The sequence below is a fragment of the Gloeotrichia echinulata CP02 genome (assembly GCA_038087035.1).
GTDB classification, from domain to species: Bacteria; Cyanobacteriota; Cyanobacteriia; order Cyanobacteriales; family Nostocaceae; genus Gloeotrichia; species Gloeotrichia echinulata.
The window spans coordinates 4,577,067-4,602,150 of sequence record CP051187.1; the positions used below are offsets into that span (position 1 = coordinate 4,577,067).

20 protein-coding genes and 1 pseudogene are annotated in these 25,084 nt (G+C 40.9%); 9 read left to right on the forward strand and 12 right to left on the reverse strand.

Annotated elements, in window-relative coordinates; genetic code table 11:
- Positions 1-60: 60 nt before the first annotated feature.
- Positions 61-540 carry a Tic20 family protein gene (locus HEQ19_20070; protein WYM01449.1) on the forward strand — a complete coding sequence of 160 codons (480 nt, stop codon included), beginning with the start codon at positions 61-63 and terminating at the stop codon, positions 538-540.
- On the opposite strand, the gene HEQ19_20075 is transcribed toward HEQ19_20070, so the two are convergent.
- Positions 537-1,316, reverse strand: a complete 780-nt coding sequence (locus HEQ19_20075; protein ID WYM01450.1) for a fumarylacetoacetate hydrolase family protein — start codon at positions 1,314-1,316, stop codon at positions 537-539. The two genes, HEQ19_20070 and HEQ19_20075, sit on opposite strands and share 4 nt — an antisense overlap.
- Positions 1,317-1,758: 442 nt before the next feature.
- On the opposite strand from HEQ19_20075, the gene rpsF reads away from it, so the two are divergent.
- The 3 genes and pseudogenes from rpsF to HEQ19_20090 all read left to right on the forward strand — a co-directional run bounded on the left by rpsF (position 1,759) and on the right by HEQ19_20090 (position 4,470).
- Complete coding sequence (gene rpsF / locus HEQ19_20080; GenBank protein ID WYM01451.1) at positions 1,759-2,085, forward strand: 30S ribosomal protein S6; 327 nt, start codon at positions 1,759-1,761, stop codon at positions 2,083-2,085.
- Between the two features lie 462 nt (positions 2,086-2,547).
- Positions 2,548-3,108 (forward strand): Npun_F5560 family protein, encoded by a 561-nt coding sequence (locus HEQ19_20085; protein ID WYM01452.1) that lies wholly within the window; start codon positions 2,548-2,550, stop codon positions 3,106-3,108.
- A 312-nt stretch (positions 3,109-3,420) separates the two neighbouring features.
- Positions 3,421-4,470: pseudogene (locus HEQ19_20090) on the forward strand (RNA-guided endonuclease TnpB family protein).
- Positions 4,471-4,653: 183 nt separating this feature from the next.
- Here the strand turns inward: HEQ19_20090 and HEQ19_20095 are convergent.
- Positions 4,654-5,007 (reverse strand): STAS domain-containing protein, encoded by a 354-nt coding sequence (locus tag HEQ19_20095; GenBank protein WYM01453.1) that lies wholly within the window; start codon positions 5,005-5,007, stop codon positions 4,654-4,656.
- Between the two features lie 456 nt (positions 5,008-5,463).
- Between HEQ19_20095 and HEQ19_20100 the strand changes: the two genes are divergently transcribed.
- Positions 5,464-6,093 carry a DedA family protein gene (locus HEQ19_20100; GenBank protein ID WYM01454.1) on the forward strand — a complete coding sequence of 210 codons (630 nt, stop codon included), beginning with the start codon at positions 5,464-5,466 and terminating at the stop codon, positions 6,091-6,093.
- Between the two features lie 154 nt (positions 6,094-6,247).
- Here the strand turns inward: HEQ19_20100 and HEQ19_20105 are convergent, their stop codons facing one another.
- Together HEQ19_20105 and HEQ19_20110 are read right to left on the reverse strand one after the other, a co-directional pair.
- The gene (locus HEQ19_20105) at positions 6,248-7,450 is read right to left on the reverse strand and encodes an argininosuccinate synthase (protein ID WYM01455.1); all 1,203 of its coding nucleotides are present in this window, start codon (positions 7,448-7,450) and stop codon (positions 6,248-6,250) included.
- Positions 7,451-7,938: 488 nt separating this feature from the next.
- Positions 7,939-10,278 (reverse strand): PhoX family phosphatase, encoded by a 2,340-nt coding sequence (locus HEQ19_20110; protein ID WYM01456.1) that lies wholly within the window; start codon positions 10,276-10,278, stop codon positions 7,939-7,941.
- A gap of 466 nt (positions 10,279-10,744) precedes the next feature.
- Here HEQ19_20110 and HEQ19_20115 point away from each other — a divergent pair, with 466 nt between their 5' ends.
- Positions 10,745-10,894: a hypothetical protein gene (locus tag HEQ19_20115; protein ID WYM01457.1), complete on the forward strand. Its 150-nt coding sequence runs from the start codon at positions 10,745-10,747 to the stop codon at positions 10,892-10,894.
- Between the two features lie 247 nt (positions 10,895-11,141).
- Here the strand turns inward: HEQ19_20115 and HEQ19_20120 are convergent, their stop codons facing one another.
- From HEQ19_20120 to HEQ19_20145, 6 genes are all read right to left on the reverse strand, one after another.
- Complete coding sequence (locus HEQ19_20120) at positions 11,142-11,867, reverse strand: peptidylprolyl isomerase (GenBank protein WYM01458.1); 726 nt, start codon at positions 11,865-11,867, stop codon at positions 11,142-11,144.
- A gap of 166 nt (positions 11,868-12,033) precedes the next feature.
- Entirely contained in the window at positions 12,034-13,557 is a 1,524-nt protein-coding gene (locus tag HEQ19_20125) for an HlyD family efflux transporter periplasmic adaptor subunit (protein WYM01459.1), read from the reverse strand.
- Between the two features lie 161 nt (positions 13,558-13,718).
- Positions 13,719-16,445 carry a peptidase domain-containing ABC transporter gene (locus HEQ19_20130; GenBank protein ID WYM01460.1) on the reverse strand — a complete coding sequence of 909 codons (2,727 nt, stop codon included), beginning with the start codon at positions 16,443-16,445 and terminating at the stop codon, positions 13,719-13,721.
- Positions 16,339-17,064, reverse strand: a complete 726-nt coding sequence (locus HEQ19_20135; protein ID WYM01461.1) for a helix-turn-helix domain-containing protein — start codon at positions 17,062-17,064, stop codon at positions 16,339-16,341. Before HEQ19_20135 ends, HEQ19_20130 begins: the two co-directional genes overlap by 107 nt.
- 573 nt (positions 17,065-17,637) lie before the next feature.
- On the reverse strand, positions 17,638-18,387 hold the full coding sequence (locus tag HEQ19_31205; protein ID WZI66969.1) for a hypothetical protein: 750 nt from the start codon (positions 18,385-18,387) through the stop codon (positions 17,638-17,640).
- A 180-nt stretch (positions 18,388-18,567) separates the two neighbouring features.
- Entirely contained in the window at positions 18,568-20,085 is a 1,518-nt protein-coding gene (locus HEQ19_20145; GenBank protein WYM01462.1) for a phospholipid carrier-dependent glycosyltransferase, read from the reverse strand.
- Between the two features lie 385 nt (positions 20,086-20,470).
- Here HEQ19_20145 and HEQ19_20150 point away from each other — a divergent pair, with 385 nt between their 5' ends.
- Positions 20,471-20,875, forward strand: a complete 405-nt coding sequence (locus tag HEQ19_20150) for a hypothetical protein (GenBank protein ID WYM01463.1) — start codon at positions 20,471-20,473, stop codon at positions 20,873-20,875.
- A gap of 436 nt (positions 20,876-21,311) precedes the next feature.
- On the opposite strand, the gene HEQ19_20155 is transcribed toward HEQ19_20150, so the two are convergent.
- On the reverse strand, positions 21,312-21,758 hold the full coding sequence (locus HEQ19_20155) for a DUF29 domain-containing protein (protein WYM01464.1): 447 nt from the start codon (positions 21,756-21,758) through the stop codon (positions 21,312-21,314).
- Positions 21,759-22,025: 267 nt separating this feature from the next.
- A complete protein-coding gene (locus tag HEQ19_20160) occupies positions 22,026-22,349 on the reverse strand; it encodes a hypothetical protein (protein WYM01465.1) in 324 nt (107 codons plus the stop codon).
- Positions 22,350-22,391: 42 nt separating this feature from the next.
- Between HEQ19_20160 and HEQ19_20165 the strand changes: the two genes are divergently transcribed.
- Together HEQ19_20165 and HEQ19_20170 are read left to right on the forward strand one after the other, a co-directional pair.
- Positions 22,392-23,630, forward strand: coding sequence for a hypothetical protein (locus HEQ19_20165; GenBank protein ID WYM01466.1), 1,239 nt, complete (start codon positions 22,392-22,394; stop codon positions 23,628-23,630).
- A 120-nt stretch (positions 23,631-23,750) separates the two neighbouring features.
- Positions 23,751-24,803: a tellurite resistance TerB family protein gene (locus HEQ19_20170; protein ID WYM01467.1), complete on the forward strand. Its 1,053-nt coding sequence runs from the start codon at positions 23,751-23,753 to the stop codon at positions 24,801-24,803.
- Positions 24,804-25,084 lie beyond the last annotated feature (281 nt).

Below are 25,084 nucleotides of genomic sequence, written 5' to 3' on the forward strand. Positions count from 1 at the left end.
AGCAGTTGCGTTATCCTAGGCTCAAGTAGCTGTTGAAATTTAGCCACAGGAGAACGCACGATGACTTGGCGCGGGTCTACAACTGTTTGGGACCGGATTCTTGCTTGCTTACCTTATTTGCTTCCTTTAATTGATGGGCTAGTATTCGGTTATATGTCTTTGTTGAAACAATTCCCGGCACTACAAGTGTTACTTCTGCCTCTTAGTCCGGTCATCCAAATTTACGGTGCATTAGGACAATTGGGTCAACTGCTTGTTTTCTTTGCCTTGTTTTTTTTAGTGGTAAGAAACGACAAAATAATTCATTTTATTCGGTTTAATACCATGCAGGCAATCCTTTTAGACATCATTGTGTTTCTGGGAAGCATAATTTTGCGGATTGTAGCACTCCCTCGTGTAGATTTTGCAGTTGAAACAGTAGCAAGTACCATCTTTCTAGGTATCGTGGCTGCAGTTGCGTATTCGACGATCCAGTCCCTGATGGGGCGTTATGCAGAAATTCCGGCAATTTCTGAGGCTGTTTATATGCAAGTTCGCTAGGGGTTACGGGCTACTACGGTGTTTTCTAGGCGACCAATGCCTTCTATTTCTACACGGACGCGATCGCCTAGATGTAATGGACCGACACCCATTGGCGTACCTGTTAGCACTACATCGCCTGGTAGCAGGGTCATCACCTGACTAATATAGGACACCAAAAAGTCAGGAGCAAACACCATTTCATCGATACAGGCTGATTGTACTGGCTTGGTGTCGTCATTCACAAACGTTTGTAGTCTGGCTCCAGGATTTAATTCTCTGACGATCCAAGGACCCAAGGGGCAAAATGTATCAAAACCCTTGGCTCTTGTCCATTGACCATCCTTTTTTTGTAAATCCCGTGCTGTTACGTCATTGGCGATAGTATAACCCCAAATTTTAGTTTGGGCTTCTGCTGGTTTACAGTCAACGGTGCGATCGCCAATTATTAATGCTAACTCTCCTTCGTAGTCTACTCTCTGGGACAGGGCAGGATACTTAATTTCCATCTCCGAAGCAATGATGGAGGTGGGTGGCTTGAAAAAGATCAGTGGCTCACTAGGTACAGATGTACCCATTTCCGCCGCATGATCTGCATAATTTTTGCCCACAGCCACAATTTTTGAGGGAGCGCAGGGAGCCAAAATTTGATAATTCTCTGGCTCCAATATGACATCAGTTGCTTGCCCTTGCAACCAGGGTGGAGCATCTAGCACCTGGACATTCAGGGATAGTTGTAGTAACCCGTAGTAAATCTGTCCTTCTTGATTTTGAACTCGCACATAGCGCTGCGCCATAACCTTGATTAATATCCTTTTGGATGCGATGAAAAGCTGTTAATTGGTAGGAATCGTTGGTCAGCTTTTTTGAGAACTCAACAGAGCCAACGGTGAACGGTCAAGCAATACCCGGATTTTAGATTTGCGATTTGGGATTGACGGTCAACCCAAGCTTTTACAAGTCCCCGCTAGAACGCCTAAGCGGTTAGATGCTGGTCTTTGACTGGTTCTTTGGCGTTGGTCACACTAAGACCACATCATACGCCTGATAAGTGTAAATCCCCTGGAACTGATTTAAGATCCCGAACTTTGGCAGATTTGGCTAATGATTTTAATTTAAAACTGGTAAGATTATAATTCCTTGTTGCTTCAGATGTTGATTCGTACTGGTATTGTCAATCACAATACATGTATTAATTAATACTCAGCAACCTTTTTGTCCAAAAGGAGACTCAAAACCATGTCGATAGTTTACGAAACAATGTTTATCCTCCGCCCAGATCTAGGAGATGAACAAGTAGAGCAAGCAATTACAAAATACCAGAACTTGCTCCGAGACCAAGGTGTTGAAGATATCCAAATTCAAAATCGTGGTAAGCGTCGTCTGGCTTATGAAATTAAAAGGCACCGCGATGGCATCTACATTCAGTTCAACTATACAGGTCCGGGAACTGCTATTGCTATCTTGGAACGCGCTATGCGTTTGAGCGAAGAAGTAATTCGCTATCTGACTGTTAAGCAAGATGTCCATGAGGAAAAAGCCGAGCCAGTCGCTGTGACTGCTTAGGTCAAGTTCTGAGTTTAGTAGGGTGCGTCAGCTTTTAGCAGTTGGTAATTCTCAACAGATTTTTGAGTCTGACCCACCCTACAAGATATGTTGAGTAAGTAGACCGGCACTTTTGGGGTTTAGCAATGCTAAACCCCTACGACAAATATTATTTGTAAGTATGCATATTTTGTATTTTGTGTCAATGAGTAATTTCGATAGATACGCTTAAACGCATCTAAAAGACATAAAAAACTCCATCCCCTTGTGGGTGAAGTTTCCCGCTAACTTTCAATAAATCAATCAAAATCACACTCTTGAACAGCAATTCAGATCATATGTGAAAATTTACTAAAAATTTTCCTTTTTCTTTTCTCCTGATTTGGCTAGGGGATGCTAAATTAACAATTACTTGCCAAAGGCAGTACTACTACGGTTATACCTAAACGTGGACAAGATTCTGAATGGGAGCTGCAAGCCACTGTGAGCCAATCTGACACACCCAACATCGAAGCTCTCTCGACGGAAGTGTCGCAACTGCGCCAAGAGTTGCAACTTCGCGATCAATTAGTACAACAGCTATCGCAAGAACTCTTCCGCTTGGTGAAGGGTAATACGAATTTTCTCCCGCAACAAGCGCAGCCTGAGCATGATCTAAGTCAGCTACAGGCTTTACAAGAACAACTAGAGGCTGTTGAGCAGCAGGTAATATTCTACCAAGAGCAAATTACAACTCGTGATGCCGAAATTTACCAATTACGGCAGTCAGTGCAAGAATTAAGCGATCGCAGTCGGATGTTGGAGCAAGTAGTACAAGAGTTACCTCAAATTTACCGTCGTAAGTTTGAGGAGCGGATGGCTCCAGTTAGAGACAAGGTAGCCATGCTCCAGCGAGAAAATCGCCAACTCCAAGCAGAACTGCAAAGTGTCAGTTACCGATTAGCACTGAAAACCCGCACTGCTAGTCATGGTGGTATTGATTTACCGAACTTTCCCCGACCAGTATCGGAACAAACTAATATCACTACTGTGCCAAATGCCTAAATTTGGCAGAATGGCAGCACAGAGATACATTTTTTTAGTACATTGTTTTAGAGTAATCTTCTAGTCAGGTATTTGCCGGACTTCCACGGACATTTATTGACAAACCGCACCAAAAACCGTCCACAGGAATGGTGCAGACCCTACGCGCTCGATTGGCTCTGTCACCACATGTTTCAAGAAAATTTACATAAACCTTCTAGACCCACCTGTACTATTTATGTGATGATTTGAAAAGCTTGCCTTACAAGTAAATTTGTGTTACTGACTTCTATCAAAACCAAGTTAAAATTGACTGCCGACCAGAAAATTCTGATGTCAAAACACGCTGGCATATCCCGATTTACATACAATTGGGGACTCGCGACATGGCAAGCATTGTATCAATCTGGATATCAACCCAATCACTTGATTTTGAAAAAGTTCTTTAATAATCAAATCAAGCCGGTTTTGACTTGGATTAAAGAACCAGGTATTTGTCAAAAAATCACAGAATTTGCTTTTGATAATTTAGGTAAAGCTTTTAAGAACTTCTTTTCTAAACGAGCAGACTATCCCAAGTTCAAAAGAAAAGGGAGAAATGAGAGTTTTACAATTAATGCGGGTGGTAAACCAATAAATATCGGTGGTAAACGCATTAAATTACCAACGATTGGCTGGGTTTCAACTTATGAATCTTTGCCTCATACCACAACCACAAAGGTTACTATATCTCAATCAGCGGCAGATTGGTACATTTCTTGTTCTTATGAAATAGAACCAGACATCACCAAAAAAGAACATGATTATGTTGGGGTTGATTTAGGGATAAAAACCTTAGCTACTTTATCAACAGGAGTGATTTTTGTTAATCCGAAAGCTTTAAAAAGAGCCAGGAGGAAGTTAACAAGATTACAACGTCAACTTACAAGGAAAATCAAGGGGAGTAATCGTTACAAAAAACAAAAGTTGAGAATATCTAAACTGCATCGACGTATTACTAATATACGCAAAGATGCGACTCATAAAGCAACTACATTTATCTGCAAAAACCACGCAGTAGTAGCTTTGGAGGATTTGAATACTTCAGGGATGTTGAAAAATCATAAATTAGCCGGTGCTGTCAGCGATGCTAATTTTTATGAATTCCGCAGACAAGTAGAATATAAAGTAATTAGATATGGTGGAACTGTCGTATTTGTGGATAGATTTTACCCATCTAGTAAAACTTGTGCAAATTGTGGAGAAATTCAAGAAATTAGTTGATCACAGCGGGTTTACGAGTGTAAAAGATGTCAGCATACCGAAGACCGAGATTTAAATGCGTCTAAAAATCTCGAAAAATATGCACGGTTGGCTCAACCGTGTCTGGACGTTAAGGGATAACTGCTCCCATGCTCCCGTTGAAACGTCAAGTAATGTCTGGATTTGTCCAGATTTTATGTAGCAGCAAAGGAAGGGTCAAGCCAAAATCTAACATTGATTGAGCATGGTGAGGATATAGGGGAAATTGTTAAGAACTGCTAACATTGCTTGACCTCACCATACATTATTCGGTCAAATGATACTTCAGCCTGCTAGAACCAAACTGCGATTATTAACTTTAGCCAAGATGTCGTCGTAAGTCTTAAAAATTTCAAACACTGAGTCTAGTTGGGTGAGTTCCAAAAGCAAGCGCACAGGGGCTTGCACATTGCAAAGAACCAAGCGGCAACCACTTTGACGTGCAGCTTTTAATCCTTTGACTAGGGGCACTAAACCAGAGCTATCCATGAAATCCACCCCTGCCAAATCAATCACCCAGAGTTGATGAGGCTTGGGTATTATTGCTGCCATCTCATCGCTTAAAGCTGTACCACCGTGCAAGTCTATTCTGCCTTGGGGCTTGAACAAAATTACTTGTACTTCTTGTGTAAGAGTCATAAATTTAACTGGGTAGCCGAAAGGTTATCACAAAAAACAAAAAATTGACATCAATACCGCTTTGCTTTCAACTGCCAAACGGCTATTATATCCCGAAAACTCGGGATTGACAGCAGTGGATCTGCGACAAGATTTTTCGGTATTCATGCCGTATAATTTGTCTTAACTTAACTCAATATAGGCATAACCACCAGACAATTTCCGTAGCCTACGTATCTTTTACAAAATTTTTATATTTTTTGGGGTTTAGATAAACTTTTGATAAATAGATTATACTTTCTTTAATTACCTATGTATTTGTGGTAGTAATAACTAGAAAAATTTTCAACCCTCAAGAGCCGATAATTACTATAAACTAAAGATTACAGGCTCCCCTTAGTGGTTTGATTGACACCCTACCCACAAAAGAGCAAAGATGATAGTACAAGTAAAAATTTGTAAAGGCGGCGGTGCGGGATGTCTCTTGAGCTAATTTCACTAGAAAACATCCAGGAATTTGCCCACCAATATGGCTATTGGGCTATTTTTTTGGGAATTTTGCTAGAAAGTTTGGGGATTCCCATTCCTGGTGAAACCATGACCCTAGTAGGGGGTTTTCTAGCGGGTAGTAATGAACTAAATTACTGGCTAGTGGTAGGTAACGCCGTTGTAGGTGCTGTAATAGGCGGTAGTTTAGGCTATTGGGTTGGTAGAAGTGCTGGCTGGAATTTCCTGCTGCTCATAGGTAAGATCTTTCGGATTACGGAAGTAAGACTGTTGAGCATCAAAGAGCAGTTTAATGAAAACGCACCTAAAGCTGTATTTTTTGGGCGATTTTTCGCGGTGCTGCGAATTTTTGCGGCGCCACTAGCAGGGATCGTCGATATGTCCTTTGGCAAATTCTTTGTGTACAACTTAGCAGGAGCAACCGCTTGGGCTAGTGTGATGGTGACATTAGCTTTCTTTGCCGGTAGAATTATTTCTTTAGAACAATTGATTTCTTGGATGAGTCAATTTGCGATATTAGCCTTACTTATACTTGTTGTCGTGATCGTTGTGCCACTTTGGTGGGAGTCTCGCCAAGTCAAGGAGACCGCCGAAAAGTAGTGAGGAGTTGAAAGTGACTCCCCAATACGGCTAGGTTTTGCCCAAAATCCCGCCCTGCAATAAATTGATTGCTCATAGTTAAAGTAGGGGCGCAAGGCCTTGCGCCCCTACAATGGAATATTTTTTTAATTGGAAGTCCCTTAACTTCTAACTCTTAACTTCTGGTCTGCTGGGCCCAAATACGAGTTGGTAGTCCCCAAACGTAGATAAAGCCTTCGGCCGCCTTGTGGTCAAATTGGTCTTCGGCTCCGTAGGTTGCTAAATCAGGAGTATATAGGGAATTGTCGCTCCAACGTCCGACGGTTGTGGCATTACCTTTGAAAAGTTTGAGCCTCACGGTACCAGATACTCGCTCTTGTGTCTTTTGAATAAAAGCATCAATTGCTGTTTTGAGTGGACTGTACCACAAACCGTTGTAAACTATTTGGGTGTAAGTTTCTTCAATGCCGCGTTTGTAGTGGCTAACATCTGCTGTCAAAGTTAGGCTTTCTAAATCTCGGTGTGCCTGAATCAGCACTAACATTGCAGGTGATTCGTAAATTTCCCGTGATTTGATACCCACCAAGCGATTTTCTATCATATCGATGCGCCCAATGCCGTGATTTCCCACCAGTTGATTGAGTTGTTCAATTAGCTCAACTGGATGTTTTGGCGTACCGTTAATAGTTGTAGGAATACCTCGTAAGAAACCAATTTCCAGATATTCTGGCTCATTGGGGGTATCAGCGATCGCCTTTGTCATTTCATAAATTTCTTCTGGTGGTTCTGTACCTGGATCTTCCAGTAGACCGGCTTCAATGCTACGACCGAGGAGATTTTTGTCAATACTGTAGGGAGAAGATTTTTTCACCGGTGCGGGAATGCCAAACTGTTCACCATAGGCGATAGTTTGCTCACGACTCATTCCCCACTCCCGTGCTGGCGCAAGGATTTTCAGATGAGGATTCAGCGCAGTACAGGAGACATCAAAACGTACCTGATCATTACCCTTACCAGTACAACCGTGAGCGATCGCATCAGCACCATATTTTTCGGCGGTTTCTACTAAAATCTTAGCAATCAGGGGACGAGCAAGGGCAGTTCCCAGAGGATAACGATTTTCATAAAGGGCATTGGCTTGAATCGCTGCAAAGGCGTAATCTTTAATAAAACTGTCTTTGACATTTGCTACTAGAGATTCACTTGCACCCGATTTGAGAGCCTTTTCTCGAATTGGCTCTAATTCATCTCCCTGTCCTAAATCTGCTGCGAGGGTAATTACCTCTTCCACACCCCACTCCTGCTTCAGGTAGGGGATGCAAACGGAAGTATCAACACCACCAGAATATGCCAGGACAACCTTTTTGGCGCGACCCATTAGTTTCTCCACATAGGAAAACAAACAATGAGTCAATATTATATCGAACTAATACACGTATAGTTTCCTCCCAAATAAATAAAGGTATTCCGAAATTTCAACTAAGTACAGCGTTTCATAAATTCGTGAGGTTTTGGTTCGTAGTAGTCTGTCAATTTTGTTTTGAGGGATTTTTGGTAGTGTGAGCGTCTCGCTCACGCGGGCAAGATGCCCGCACTACAGTCTATCATTTTTATCTTGACAGAGTTTTGAGGGATTTTTGGTAGTGTGAGCGTCTCGCTCACGCGGGCAAGATGCCTACAGTCTATCATTTTTATCTTGACAGAGTACTACGAACGATAGAGTTTATTTTCATTTGGTCACGAACTTGTGCAATCCTATACTTAGGGACTTCCAATTCAGAAAATCTCCCGTGGATGGGGCGCAAGGCCTTGCGCCCCTACAAATGTACAAATAATGTGGGATTTATTTTTTAGAAGTCCCTGAGATTAGATAAATCTTCCCTGAGATTTTTTGGGCCGAATACCAATTACAGAGGGACGGGGAACACCTGTAGATTGACCTTTACCACCATCAGTAGTGGGGATATTACTGGGCCAGCTACTGCCACGAGGTACAGTGCGAGTCTGCTCAAATGTAGTACCATTTAAATTGAGTAACTCTATCTGGCGGTTGAGAATTGTGCCATCATTAATGGGACAATCTTCACCAGGATGCTGCACGGAAATAATTAGAGTATCGCCGACAAAAGTAGGTCCGGTCATTTCACAACGTACTGGGCCATAGGCAAAGGGTATTACCTGTCCAGCATTGGCACCACTGGTGGGAATAAAGAATAGCCAGTTATTGCCAAAAACTCCGGTGAAATCGGAAACATTACCATTTGCTGTATGATCGATAGTGGTAGGCTTGCTGGCGGCACCGTTATTAAAACCGTTGTGAGTGTTTGTGGACATATCCGTGACACCCCAAACATGGGCGCGAGCGTCGAACACCAGATTATCTACATTGGCAAAACCAGCACCTGATACTGAACCGGCTTCTCCACCTTGGGCAAATCTCTGCCATTTAAAGGTAAGACCTGTAGCGTCGGCACTATCTTCAATAATCTTGTACAGTCCCCCTGATTGCTGTGTTGCATTGACATCCTTGCTTAACTTGGCAACTTGGAAGATGCGGGAATCAGGATAACCATCGCTTCCTGGGGCACCATCAGTATAGGCGATAAACACCTCTTTGGTGCGCGGATGCACTTCTACATCTTCTGGACGGGCTGTGGGAGTTCCCCCAATTAAGTTTGCAGCTAAAAAAGCATCAACTAGCAGGGCGCCTTGGCTAGGGTAAAAGTCGGATAGCTTTTTGTTTTGATAAGCAGATAAGCTTGTGGCTTCATTAGTGCGATCGCAGTTGAACGAACCGCCATCTTGAGTTTGACCTGCAATACCATTACGCTTCGGTAGGGGTAAACGGCCATTTCTCTGTGCTGAACCCAACGCCGCAAATTCTACCTCTGAAAGCACCGATGGCGCAATGGGATTAGTTGCCGTGGTTAAAAGTAGGGGTATCCATTGACCGGTACCATCGGGATTGTAACGGGCAACATACAAAGTTCCATCTTCCCATAACTTGCTGTTACTTTTACTGGTTGGCGAGGAAATCTTACCTGTACTGACAAATTTCCAGGTATGTCCTCCACGTCTGTCATCACCCAAATAGGCGACTAATTTCTTTCCAGATTCCACCCGCAAGGCTATGTTTTCGTGGCGATAACGACCCAAAGTTGTGTGTTTGCGGGGGCGGAAATTGGGATTTGCAGGGTCAATTTCGACTATCCAGCCGTATTTTTCGCCTACTAGACCAAAAGTCTTACCTATGCTATTATTTGTGTAGTCTGTTTGCGTGCCATTAGGCTTAACTGCTTCTGTGACATTACCTTGAAAGTTTTCTTCAGCTGAGAGAATAGTTCCCCAAGGAGTTGTACCACCAGAACAGTTGTAGCCAGTGCCAATAATTTTATTACCCAGTCCATCAGCACTGAGGTTAAAAACTTGGGTTGCAGCAGGGCCTGTAGCAATTAAATAATTTTGGTCGCCTTTTTGGTAACTGAGATTTCCCCAAGCAGTGACGCTTTGATAGTCATCAGTGCGTTGGCTATTAATTCCCAATCCCGAAAGTCCATGAATTCGGCGATTTTTGCGATCTTTGACCACAGCAAACCGCTGGCGATTATTGCGGCGAGAAATGCGGATAATTGAACCGCCTATGTTGTATAAAAATTCCCCTTCCACTTCCAGATTTTTGGTTGAGGGTAAATTCCGCCCAATGACGGTAGAAAATGCGGTGGGTAATCCTTGCAAATCACTATTATCGTCTAGGACTAAAGCAGATATGGGGTAACTAACATATTCGTGATTTACCCACAAATAGCCTTGATCTTGGCTTTTACCAATGGGAACAAAACCAGTATAGTCGCAATTGTAGCCGACATATTCATCCTGATTGGCAAATACGCGATCGCCCCAACTAACAATTATATAACGTTCGTACTCTGGCGGTACTACCACATCATCAATGACGTTGTAGGTAGTTAATTTCACATCATCTGCAGGATTTAGTACCTGTCCCTGACTGATTCCCGTTGGCAGAAAATTCTTCTGCTGTTGATAAACTGGTAAGGGATGAGGTAAGCGAACTGGTGTAAAGTTTAAGGGTACAGTTTTCGCTTCAGCAACGTTAAAAATACTCGGCAATTTTGTATTCGTTGATACGAATCCAGCGGCGCTACTTGCAAAGAACAAGAGTACTTGTCTGCGACTAAATTGAGACATAAGAGTTTCCTCTGTAGTAACAAGAAAATTTTAGTACATATTGATAGTCACAGGACGTACGCAACTGGCACATTAGTTACAAATAAGAGTTTACAATTCAGTGCAAGATTACTCTTGGGCTGATTTTTTTATACTTTTTGCTCAATTGGATAATTTATGGTGACATAATTGTTTTAGTTTTGTCCCTTTTTAAGAGACTCTGTTTGCGTTGTAATTTACTTTTTATTTTTATTACACTATTTTTTTAGGGTGGACATTGCCTATTATGCCCTCAAACCCTTATTTTTATGTTGTGGACGCCCACCCTACGGTTGTTAAAAATGGTGCTTAAATGTAGTATTTATGTCACTACTATTCCGTAGAAACTCCTTGAATTAATAGAAGAAATCGCAGATTATAGAAATGAGATAAGGCAATTTAAAGTCTAATCTCAACGGCGAAAATTGATTTAAAAGTAGGTAAAAAAATGGCTAAAATTGTAATCTCTGACATCGCTATTACCCAAGACACTGAGAGCTTTCTCCATGAACTAGATGAGCAAGAAATTGGGGATATTTTAGGCGGAAAGGTCACTGTATCGATATTTTGGGGCTTAATTGAAATTTCCTGGGATTAAGGCTAGTAGAGAAATTCCAAGCAGCTTGTATATATCGCTTTTTGGCGCTTAATTGTATTAGCTTGGTGATAATACACTGTAGGTCTTTAATCTCTGAAAAATTTGAAGACCAGCATAGGTTTTAATCATGATTAAAGCCTATGCTGGTCTTAACTATTACTTTTTAATTTCGCAGATTAAAATGAAACCGCTCTATGCCATAATTGCAAATCTATAAACATAAAGCTTTGGAATATCAGTCAAGGTTTTAGTCAACTTTAACTTGCTCAATTTGTTGCTTAATCCACCCATCAAGCAAATCAGAGATAATTTGATTACGCAGCTTGTTATCCAATTCTGGCTCGATAATGTCCTCCACGAAAATTAGATGTACGCCCTTAGAAGTCACTATCGGCTTCAGAACCTGTGGCGGTTTAGCTGTAAAAACAGCAGCAGAAATCTCCGGTTTTAAATCCTTGCGGCGCACTATCCCCAAATATCCACCTTTGCGCCGCAATTCCACATCCTGAATATATTTGTGAGCCACATCATAGAAACTCATCTCACCTTCCTTAATTGCATAGAAGAGTTCTATGGCTAAATCTTCATCATCCAGAACAACTTCATACATCACCACGCCAACATAATCTAGTTGGTTTTCAAAGAAATAGGGTTCAACTTTATCAGCGAAAAGATGATTAGCTAACTTCCCAGACATGAGACTGATGTTAGCAATTTCTTCAAAATCATCTATAGATAAACCATGTTTTTCTAACCAGTTCCAGGTATCATCAGCACTATCGAGTTTATTAGCTAACCGTATTTGGTCTGCTGCTTTCTGTAGTTCCTCAACCTCTACTGTTATCCCAGCTTCTTCAGCAGCAGCTATAATTACCTTGCGGCTAACAATCTGCTCAACTATTTCTGGAATTTTACAAGATACTTTAATTTGGTGAAGAATTTCTTCGTTGGTAATGGTGATAGGTTGTGACATGATATTTATCCTAAATTTGGTTAACAAAATTCAACATGAGCGCATGAATTATTAGCTGGATAAGGGTTACAGAGATTTTCATGCAATAAGCACAGATCCTCGTAGGGGCGCAAGGCCTTGCGCCCCTACCACATGGTCTATTTAAGTGAAAAAGGCTGTAAGTTTTCTACAATTTCACCCCTCCCTTTTGCAATTTATTAAACGGATCAATTAGAAAATCAATAATCCGACGCTGACGGACAATCACTTCAGCTGTCGCCGTATCGCCTGGACGCAAAGGAATACACTTATCATGGGAGGGAACACAATTTTGTTTGAGGGAAATTTCTAAGTTATAAGCTGCTGTTTTACCATTAGGGGTATCGACCTCTACGGTATTAGGAGATATTTTAATTAATTCTCCTGAAATAATACCATAATCTTGAAATGGATAAGCATCAAATTTCAATTTGACTGGCATTCCTGTGCGTAACGAACCACTTTCGGTAGTCGCCATTTGTGCCCGAATAATTAAAGGCGAATTTGTTGAGGCTATCTCTGCTACCATTGTCCCTAATTGTACAACAGACCCGGCTTTTTGAATTGGTAACTGAAACAATATACCACTCACTGGCGCTTTTAATTCTCGTTGTCCTAGTTGAAATTTTAAGGAATCAATCTGGCTCTTACTTTGAGCAATATCTGATTTTAGGGAACTAATATCTGTATCTAAATTTTTCTGCTGTTCGACAATTCTTAGTACAGCTAGTTGACCAGAACGGGTTAAAGTCTGATAACCTCTTTCTTGTTCTTTTAGTCGTAATTTAGCCTGTTCAATGTCGGCGTTAGCTTGGCGGAGATTTCGCTCGTAACTACTCTTTTGTTCTTGCAGCCGTAACTTAGCTTGTTCAATATCTGATTTCGTTTGTTCATACAATTTTTGCTTATCTTTAGCTATATCTTGCTTTTCTACAAGATTAATTTCTGGAACAACTCCCGCCTTATTTAGCTTACTATAACGTTGCACCTCGCGCTGGCTACTTGCCAAACTACTCTCAACTAATTTACTAGTAGTTCGACTATTTTCTAGGGTTTGTTGTGCCTGATTGAGTTGAGACAATCTTTCTTCTTTTTGTAATTCATAGGCATTTTTTAGAGTAATAATATTCTGTTGCGCTTGGTCAACTTGAGCCTGCTTTTCTAACTGTTGTGATTGATTTTGTTGCTGTTGAGTTGCTAAAGATACAATTAACTGATTTTTGGATGAATTTAACTGAGAAAGTCGATTTAATTGTCCCTCTAACTTATCTTGAGCCTGGCGTAATTCAGACTTGACTAATTCTGATTCTAGCAATAATAATGTCTCCCCTGCTTTGACTGAATCACCTTCCTTGACCCGAATTTCAGCAACAGTTCCTGCTACAGCAGCATCGAGTTTAATTGTCTTATCTTTAGGCTCAGTTCGTCCTCTAGCTGTACCTGTTTCATCAACCTTAGATAGAATCGCCCAAGGTAAAATTATAGACACAAATATGGCTAAAAAATATAATAAACCTCTAGTCCACACCTGGGGTAAACTATCAAGTGATTCTTTGGTAATTTCCGACCAATCTTCACTTTTTATGGCGGTTGTTTGTGGTAATGATATTTCCTGATGTAGTGTATCTTCAGATGGGGAGGCTGTTAGCCTTCCATTCAATACATTTGGCATATTTTTCTGGGACTTTGATGTTATGCTTCGGTTTTTTTGACTGGTTTTTTTGACTGGTTCCCAGCCTCCAGGCTGGGAACGAGATAAGTCTGGAGGCTGGGAACGAGATAGGCTGGGAACGAGATAAAACGAGATAAAAGGGGCGGGGAGACCCCTACTGTTCAACCAGTGACATCTAATTGCTGTTGATTGAGATAGTAATAATGTCCTTTTTTTGCCATTAATTCTGTATGGGTTCCGCTCTCAATTAACACACCTTTATCTAATACCAAAATCAAATCAGCATTCCGCACTGTGGAAAGGCGATGGGCGATTACTAAAGTGCTTCTGCCTTTGAGAATTGTGTTAAAATTCCTCTGAATAATCCTTTCTGATTCTGTATCTAGATGGGAAGTTGCCTCATCTAAAATCAACAATTGGGGATTTCCTAATAAAGCTCTAGCAATAGCTATGCGCTGTCTTTGTCCACCAGATAATAATCCACCACCTTCACCAATTTGAGTTTCATACCCCATTGGTAATTTTGTAATAAATTCATCAGCACCGGCGAGTTTTGCGGCTTCAATTACCTCTGTTAATGGCGCACCGGGATGTCCTAAGCTAATATTATCCCGAATTGTACCACCAAATAAAAAGGTATCTTGGTCAACTACCCCAACCTGTTGACGAAAGGACCGTAAGGAAAGACTAGTAAGATATTGTCCGTCAATTAATACTTTACCATCGGTAGCAGGATACAACCCCAAAACTAATTTAGAAATGGTTGTTTTTCCTGAACCACTACGTCCCACTAACGCTACCATTTGTCCTGATTTCACTTCAAAACTGAGATTTTCTAAAATATTGATATCGCTTTCTGGGTGATAGCGAAATGTGACATTATCAAAGCGAATGTTACCTTGAAGTTGGGGTAAGTTTTGCCGGGGTTGCTGGTGTAAATCTTCTTCTGGTTCGGCATCTAATACATCATTAATGCGTTCTACTGCAATCAGCACTTCCTGCACTTGATTCCACAACACTGTTAAACGTTGGAAGGGGGTAATAATATTCCCTAGCAGCAGATTAAATGCTACTAATTGCCCAATAGTTAGCTGGTCGTGAATTACTAAATAAGCCCCAAACCACAGCAAGACGCTAGTGACTATGGCTTGAATTGTGTTACTAAAAATTTGCAGGCGGTTGCTGATGACTTGTCCAGAAAAGTTGGTTTTTATCTCTTTATTTAATAACTCTTCCCAGTGCCAACGTACTGTTTGTTCTACCGCCGTAGCTTTGACTGTTCGCACACCAGTTAAGGCTTCAATTAAGTAACTACTCTCCTTGGCAACAGCGTTAAATATTTCGCGGGAAATTCTTTGTAAAAAAGGTGTGGCTATTAAGGCTAATAAAGCAAACGGCGGGATAATTACCAACACCAATAAAGCCATTTTCCAACTGTACCAAAACATTAATCCTACATAGATAAAAACTGTAAGTAAATCTAGGAGGATTGATAATGCTTCGCCAGAAAGGAAGCGTTGAATTTTGCGGTTTTCCTGAACGCGAGAGATAATATCTCCCACATAACGTGACTCGAAGAAATTCAAGGGTAGCCGCAAAGTATGGCGGATAAATCCCACAATCAGTGCTAAGTCTATCCGATTGGCTGTGTGGTCTAGCAGATATTGACGTAACCCTGTCATCGCCACGCGAAACAGATTAAACATCAGTAACCCTATCCCGACTGCTGTTAACGTCAGTTCTGATCGCTGCACGACAACGCGGTCTAAAATTAACTGGGTAAATAGGGGGGTAATCAGTCCAAATATCTGGATAAAGATGGAAGCAATTAACACCTCTACCATCACCAAAGAATGCGGCTTCATCAACTCAAAGAATTGCCAAAAAGGTGTGGAAGTCTCTTTGGTATCCTTCAGCATGGCTGTTGGTTGCAGCAGCAGTGTATAACCAGTCCAGTCGGCTTCAAATTCGGCGTGGCTGAGGGTGCGTTGACCTATGGCGGGGTCGGCGACGATAACGTATTTAGGGGTAATTTCGTAGACAACGATGTAATGTTTGCCTTCCCAGTGGGCAATGGCAGGTAACTTTTGCTTCGCCAATTGCTTTAGACTAGCTTTCACAGGTCTTGTGGCAAAACCAAGACTTTCAGCCGCTGTCAATAACCCCCGCAAGGATGCACCATTGCGGTCTACATTGGCGATATCCCGCAAACGGTTGACACTAAAGCGTTTCCCCCAATAGCGAGACACCATCACCAAACAAGCTGCACCACAGTCTGAACCACTCTGTTGGGCAAAAAACGGATAGCGCCGCAGCACTTTCTGCCATAAATGCCCAACTCGCTGCGTGGGGTTGGGAAAATAGGCTTTACTAATCTTTTTTTGGTGCGGATCGGACGCAGATATTGACAAAATCTCTGCATTATGATTTACGATTTTTTCTGCGCTTACAGGGGGCGGCTCGGAGTCCACGACTCCGGAATTACGGGAGAAGGCTTCACCCCACAAATGCTCGCGAATTGGGGGATACTTAGCCATCAGGGGCAATAACACCTCACCGGGCACAAAGCAGAGATGTAAATTTACTGAAGCCCTGGCAGCATAAGGCTGGAACTCTGCATCTGGGAACAAGGTAAATTCTCCAAATGAAGCGCCGTCCTCGAGTGTGGCAATTAACTCACCAGCAGCATCTAGCAATCTTACCTTGCCAGCGATGACTATATAAATACCTGGTTCAACTTCCGTCCCTTGCCAGAATTTGCCGACTTTTGGGGTGATAAATTTAACTTGATTGAGATAGTGCTGGAATTCTGCTGGGGTCAGAGAATACCCCAAAGTATTGCTCAACTGTTCCAGGGTAACCAATGGATTGGATAGATGTTGCACCATGAATGTCTAAATCTTTATCTAATTTGACAAAGTTGATCGGCAAAAATTCGGTATTATCCGAAATATTTGCAGATTTGAGGTCTGCAATCAAGATTTTGCCACCTTGCTTGCTCTCATTCGCGTTGTCTTCCACATTGCTGGGTTTTGGTCGCGTGGACAATCCCATCTGTTTGAGCAGACGTTTGAGATGGCGATCGCTCACCTCGACCCCAAATTCTTTTGTCAGATGTTTCTGAAGCCAGTTCGTTGTCCAGCGTCCAAAAGAATAACCATAATCACGGGGACTATGGCTGACCAGTTCTTTCAAACGGTCTAAATATTGTTCATTCACCGCTTTAGGGCGACCAATTGGACAATCTTCCCATTGGTGCGCCATCCCAGAGCGGGCTATGTGGGTCCAATGTCGTGCTGTGGCTGGACAACAGCCCAATATTTGACAAATTTCGGTTTGAGTTCTTCCCTCATCTGCTAACAACATGATTTCAATCCGCTGGCTGTAAGATTCGGGTAAATCCTCTTGTAAACTTTTTTGCAGTATTTTACGCTGAAATCTTGTTAAAAAGTTACCTCCTAAATAGCTTGGCTCTTTGGTCTCAGGTTTTGATTGATAGTAGGACATAAGCAATTCAAAATTGATACCTCTAAATGGTAAAAGCCAAAATCAATAGGCACACTAATAGCGTCTGATACGCTCTTAAACTACTATTAGATTCATCTCCACTGGGAATTTTTACGCAAATTCATAATTCTTGATACACTTTGTTACAAAATCTAGAAAACATCTCAAATTAACCTGTTATCTGCTGTTATCCCCCCCCCATTTTGACCTTTTTGTACATAGGTGTTATGCCAAAAATTATCAGGTATGGAGTACGGCTTTTCACGTATTAATGGTTTATTTATCCATCATAAGTGAGCGATGACTGCTACAGTCCAGGACTAAATTATCTATCCAAAGGTAGATGCCCAAAGGCTAACCTAAGATTATAGGTTATATATATATGGCTTATATATAACGTCCTACTTGTAGACTGGGTAAATCCTAGGGTCATCAATAAATTTTACCAGCGGGAGAAGGGTGCTAAAATCCATCATGTTAGTTATTTTTTTTACTAAAATATTTTACATGTTACTATCATATAATCGCAAACAAACACCAGAAATATACCTAATTTTTACAAAAATTTTACGATCAGAGAATATTCTGTAAGGTTTTTTGAGGTGCGGCTGACTCGATATTGACAAAACTAGTTTTTGCACCTATACAAACCAAAACTTTAATGAGTAATGAGTAATGAGTAATCAGTAATGAGTAATGAGTAATCAGTAATGAGTAATGAGTAATGAGTAATGAGTAATCAGTAATGAGTAATGAGTAATGAGTAATGAGTAATGAGTAATGAGTAATGAGTAATGAGTAATCAGTAATCAGTAATGAGTAATGAGTAATCAGTAATGAGTAATGAGTAATGAGTAATGAGTAATGAGTAATGAGTAATGAGTAATGAGTAATCAGTAATGAGTAATGAGTAATCAGTAATGAGTAATGAGTAATCAGTAATGAGTAATGAGTAATGAGTAATGAGTAATGAGTAATGAGTAATGAGTAATGAGTAATGAGTAATGAGTAATGAGTAATGAGTAATGAGTAATGAGTAATGAGTAATGAGTAATGAGTAATGAGTGGATTATTTTTGATTTTTCTTTCAACTTGCTTGTTGATTGAAGTTGTTAATATCTTAATAAGTAAGTGGGCGTTAAAAAACACAACTAGATTCAATACTGCTCGGTTAAGCTCAAAAAACTTAAAATTCGTAGGTTGGGTTGAGGAACGTAGACCCGAAGGGGCTTGCCGTAGGCTAACCCAACCTGGACGGGGCTTTGTTGGGTTACCCTGCGGGTTCTCCGAAGGAGTACGCAGAGCCTCAACCCAACCTACCATTTTCCTTAACCGAGCAGTATTGCAACTAGATTAAGAAATGTAAATCGCTTAAAAGCTTATATTCAAAGCGTTTCTGATGCTTTACATAAGTTTATGTAGTTCGGATAAGCCTACCTACTTAATTCTTTCATTACTCATTACTCATTACTCATTACTCATTCCCCCCCTGCGGTGATCAAATCAAATCCAAGAATTAAACCACATTCGCAGTTTATAATCGTGACTGGAGAGAGGTAAACCCAAATAAATCGGCATCCAGAAAATGAAAGCAGCGATGATGAGAAAAGTAATCGTGATACCGACTGCACGTAGACTGCGATAATAACTGCGAAGACACTGGTCTACAAACCAGGCGATCGCTAAAAATACAAATACCACCGCACACATATAGTGGTAAATAAAAACGCACCTTGTCACCTTTACCCAAGGTAATAAGTTAGCTGCATAATTTAATACCAAAAACAAAGCAATCCAAGTATCAACATTCGGTGTCGCTGGTACTGAAAAATGCTTTTGTTTAATCCAAGGAATGACGACTTGTGATAATAGCATCCCGACTAAAAACAACATAGCAGCGACACCAAACCACCACAAAAATGGATTACCCATTGCATGGACATCATAAATAACTTTTCCCGCATTTGCAGGTAAATTTGGACCTAGTACAGGTAATGGATCACTGAAACTCTGCGCCGTTTGATAATAATAAGCCATTGGTCGCGTCAACAATGGCCATTTGTACCATGCGGCACAGTAAGGATGTACATTAGGACTATTTCCACCCATGTGCAGGTGAAAATACAAAATTTCTTGATGTACCTTGATAAAATCAAATCTTGTATCTAGCTGTAGGTGGGGAATCCAGATGAGGCTGTAGACCGAAGCTGGGATAATTCCTAAATAAAATAGCATCTGGAAAACATTTAGCTGAGTCAGATTTTGTAGCGGTGTCTCAACTGGAACTGATGAGGGTTGTGGAGTGAAAATTTGATTGATTGCATCGCGCTTTTTAGATAAAAAGCTTCGCCAGTATGGCAAAAAATGTAAGCAATGAATTCCCCAAGCTGTTATCCAAATCAAATAAGCACCCAACAAAAACCATAAACCATTCCATTTAGTACCGGCTGACGCACCAAAACTAATTCCCGCCAAAATTAACCATAACGAACGCCTGTGTTTTTGGTTGTCTAATGCTAATAATAAAAACCATTGCCCCAACAAACCAAAGATGACAATATAAATATTATTCAGCGCATAGCGAGACTCAACCAAAAATATGCCATCACAAGCTGTAAAGAAACCAGCAAGTAAAGCAAAGCTCCGGCGATGACTCAACTGATAAGCAACACCAGCAACAACTAAGGGAATAAATGAGCCAGTGAGAGCATTTAACCAACGATAACTCCAAGGCGATCGCAATGAACCAGTCAGCCCATTTACAGGTTCTTGCCAAAAGGGAAAATGACTGCTAATCCAAATCCCAATACCAATAATATATTGACTCAGGGGTGGATGAGCATTAAAAAATGGCGTATGGGTGAGATAATTATTGCCAAATGTCGCGAAGTAAACTTCATCAAAGACCAGGGTATTAAATCGCTCCAGTCCCCAAAAGCGCAAGGCTAGGGATAGAAGAAATATACCCGCCATCCCAATTCGGAACCAAAGAACAGAATTTGTACTCAATTTTTTACTCATTAGTCAATATTCCAATCGCATTAATTTCCAGTTTGAGTCATTTCCAGGGTGCAGACATGAAATAGAGACCTAACATCTCACGTCTTTAACATTAATTCTTTCAGTATCCCTTTTAAAGCCCTTGGTACACAGTTTCATCAATTCGCAGGAAATTGACTCTGCATTCCCAACTCCTCACGCTCCACTCTCCGGGGCTAAGTCCGTGCGCCCCGGACACGTGGTCTATTTACCTGAAAACTGCTCTAAAGACATAACAAGCCCTTTCCCTATGTTCAATTTTAGATTTGAAATTTTCGATGGTGCGATTAAATGCCAGGGTATAGTCAAGAAAAATTAACAATTATTCGCGATAATGGCTGTATCACAATAATACATGTAAAGAAAAATGTCTCAATTAGAACGATTACTGAAAATGGCAGAAGATGAGCTAACCGAATACAGCACTGATGCTCGCAAAATAGAAAAACTGCGTCGGAAAATTGGTATATCGGTATCGGCTGCAGAACAGCGAGAAGTCAAAGAGGCATTATTAGCTATTATGGAAACTGGTCAAATTGCTAAAATTGTCGAAGAACAAAGACAAGTAGCAGCCTTACCATTTTGGGGAATTGCCGGCTTGGGTTTATTATTAGGAATTTCTTTAAATCAACCCATAGGCTTATTGGCTGCGATCGCTGGGTCTGTATTCGCATTTAAAATTCAGAAATGGGGTTGGGAATTGCAGGCAAAGCGTCTATTATTGCAAACATTTGAAGATATTGAAGCGCGGATTGCTCAACCAAATAAGTGAACATTATAGCGTTTCCCGGCCTAGGGCGTGTTTTCAAAGTCTTATACAATACCACTAAAACGCTGACACATGTAGATTTCGCGTAGGGGCACGGCATTGCCGTGCCCCTACAGCTGGTATCATATCGTGTGGATTTAGGGGTATCTAAAAATTTATCCGGCTAAACAAATAGTTTGAAAACACGCCCTAGTGCGGTACACCCGTAGGGGCACGGCAATGCCGTGCCCCTACACCTAGAGATATGATATTGTACCTCATCTGAATGAGAAGCGCTATATAATATGTCAATTTGTGTGTATCTCTAGATTAGACGAGGAAGTCAGAATCCAATACAGTTCAGTTAGGCTCGAATGATATACACTGTACGGGCACGGCATCCAAAATTTTTTCTTCTAATGACAATTTTATTCGTGCCGTGCCCCTACGACAATTTTCCTTAACTGAACTGTATTGAGTCAGAATCAAGAACCTGTTGAATAGTAAAAGGACACTCACTCGGAAAAGTTTCTACTGGTTTTTCAGTCTCCTTAGCTGCATCTCGACGGGCACGTAGATAATATTTTTGTATCCACTCCCAGTCTTCAATAAAACGTTGCAAACTGGGAGTATCTTCCAAGCAATCTTGAATTTTATCTCGACAGTTTAAGATTGTATTTAGCCAACTTTTGGTTTTGCGCTCTGGTTGATACTGGCATTTTAGTAAGTGCATTAAAAGCACCTGCAAGTAACTGCCAATTTCCTTTTGTTCACTTCGTCCCAAAGCTTCTAGTTCCTCTACCAAATGTTCCACATCTAATTCAGCCCAGCGTCCTTTTTTCAGGCTCTCAGCTTGTTGCTGCGTCCACAGCAGAAAGTCCTGATCGTAGAGCGTTGCTTTACTCATGAATGATTGCTCCCTCTGCTTTGGGCAAAATTTCGGATATTTTCGCTCAATGGGTTTCTGCAATCAACATTTTATCTCATTCTCCTGCTCACCTTCAAGAGGCTTAATCGTATACTCTAATAATTAGAGGTTTTATTCGGATTTCTAGCTCCAGGAAATTGTCAAGATTTTATTGATACAATTTTAGTGAAAATAGGTCATTAGTTCATAGCCATGACCCTTGATAGTGAGATAAGTAAGTCGGCACGAAAAAACAAAACTATATTACTATATGTAAATATGTCCCAAATGCTTACCAATGACAAATGACAAATGACAAAGAGTAATGAGTAATGAGTAATGAGTAATGAGTAATGAGTAATGAGTAATGAGTAATGAGTAATGAGTAATGAGTAATGAGTAATGAGTAATGAGTAATGAGTAATGAGTAATGAGTAATGAGTAATGAGTAATGAGTAATGAGTAATGACAAATGACAAATGACAAATAACCAATGACAAATGACAAATGACAAATGACAAATGACAAATGACAAATGACAAAATCAAGACGGCAATGCAGGAGTAACGGTAGCTGTTCTATCAGGCTCAACTAGTAAAGCCAAAATATCTTCGTATTTAAATCGTAATTACCATGACTAAAACACCTATCCATGTGAAATTCCCCAAAGGACGTACAGCATTTTTAGTGATCCACGGTATTGGCGAACAATACCCTTTTGAAACCGTCAATGATTTTACCCAGAACTGGCTAAAATACTTTGAAACACAGAACTTAAAAATCCAGTTAGACCATTTACTGGCTAAACGCAGACTATCAGTAGGCTCTTTTTGGACAGAAAGCTTTGTCAGATTGAGTTCAACCGATCCTCAACAAGACTGGATAATTGATATTCATGAGTACTACTGGGCACCTAGTACAGGAAATCAAATCCAAGTATCTCAGATATTGCAGTGGGCAGAGCAGACACTAAATGGGACAATCAAGTTTTATAACCGTAAGGATAACCAAGTCTTATTAGATGATCTTCTCGAGAACCGGAATCAGAAAGGTTATTTTAAATTCCGCCTGCGCCTACTGACCATATTCTTGCGCCTATATAACATTCTCTACCCTGGGTTAAGGCTGGTATTATCGTTAATTCTGTATTTGCTAAGTCCATTTCTGAGCGGACGCTTTCTGCAATCAGCCTGGAAGGTCAGTAAAGAAATGATAACTCCGCCATTAGTTAATTTCGTGGGTGATATCACCCTCTACAGCATAACTGATCCAAAATCACCTTACCAAAATATTCGCCAGCAAATCCTCAGAGAATGCTTAACATTACTCAAAGCAATTCTCAAAGATAAGCAAGCAAATTACGACCAAGTAATACTGGTGGGACATTCTCTTGGCAGCTGTATTGCCTATGATACATTAAACCTTCTCTGTATTGAAGCAAGTCTGACTCAAGACAAAGGTAAAAGTCTGTTGATCGATAAACTTCAGGGGCTAGTTACCTTTGGTTCACCACTAGACAAAATAGCCTTTTTCTTTCGCGAGATAGCGGGGGAAGGACAGTATATTCGACAGCGGATTTTACAACACCTCCACTCCTTCCGCGTCAAATCAAAATTTTTGCAGCAAACTTCATACTTTACTAATCCCCCAGTGGTATGTAATCTAGAGCAAATACGTTGGTTTAATTACTATCACCAGAAAGATCCAATCAGCGGTAATCTAGATTACTACGATAACCTAGAGAACATTGAAATGAAATATCAAGCATCCTGGGGAGGACAAGGACACCTGGGTTACTGGACTGATCTAACCTTTTATGAAAGTATTGCTGATCACTTCCTCTATGACTCCAATGACCATTCGATAAATTAGAACTCTATGGAACAACGTTAGACAGCGAAGATTGTCAAGGGTCAAGGGTCAAGGGTCAAGGGGGAGAATGACAACTGACAACTGACAAACATCTACAATGTACGATTGGAGGTAACAATCATGACAAAATATGATAAAATATTCAACTCAAAACAGACTTCAAAAGAATCGCTGAGTCCAGAAGAAGGGGTAGCGGCGATCGCAGTCATCACCGCAGGGGCTGATTCTTCTTTAGATGAGTTAGATGCAGATGCTTTAGTTACGATCCTCTGGGATTTTGAGATCTTTGAGGAATACTCCGAAGATGAAATCACTGAAATAGTTGATAGACTCATATACATTGGGGAGGAAGAGGGGCTGGGCGCCCTATTTAATATCGCCAGGGAATCCCTCTCTGATGATGTACTATTGGATGCTTTTGCGGCTGGGGTGATCATACTTTTAGACCCAGAAGAATTGGTTCTCCCTAAAAAGAAACAGCCTTATCTCAAAAAGCTACAGGAAGCTTTGGATCTAGAGGATGAAGAAGCCCAAGAAATTATACAAGAGGTAATTGCTGCTTTTCAAGAAGCAGAAAATGACGAATTTGCAGATGATGAAGATGAAACAGTGGTAGTTGAAGAATACAGCGAACAAGTCTATGAGTCGCCTTTAGGTAATTTTTCACTCCCAATTCCAGTTGACCCCCAGCAAGGCGGTAGAATTCAAAGTCAAGAAGGAGTAGTTGGCTTTTCTGATGATTTTGGCACTTTCCTGAGAATTGATTATTATCCTCTCCCGGACGAACAAGTCGAGGAAATAGAGTCTACTGGACAGCAAGAATATCTCCAATCAGTTCTAGTAGAAAAATATGTACCTCAGGCAATTATTGTCAATTTACCAAATGCTCAAATAGAGTATAGCGAATATCTGGAAGAAACGCTAGCAGGGGCTTACTATATATTAGTAGATATGCCCCAAGGTTCCACAATTTCCAAGCAAGAAAATAACGGCACCGCCATCAGATTAGATGCATACCGAGGGCTACTGGCTTTTATCAAAGCTGACTTTTTGTATATAATTAGCAACCAGCGCAGCTTTTTTAACGGACAAGCTCCCGGTTCTATTGAAGACGAAGCGGAGGAACTCAAGGAAAATCTTTTAGATTTCGTTGAGACGATTGAGTTTACCTAGTCTCAAAATTTCAGCGAAATATGACCAAAAGACGCTCAAAGGGCGTCTTTATTTTTATAAAAAAAAGTGGGCAGCACCGTCGTAGGGGCACGGCATTGCCGTGCCCCTACAATTATCTGTACCTCACCAACTGGCAATCTGCTGTAACTATTGGCGAAGATTTAATTAAAATATGAATCTGCTGAAAATACAGCGTATTTCAGGTAAATGAGGTACGCAGGTAGGGGCATGGCACTGCCATGCCCTTACAATTATCTGTACCTCACCAAGTTGCCAAAGTA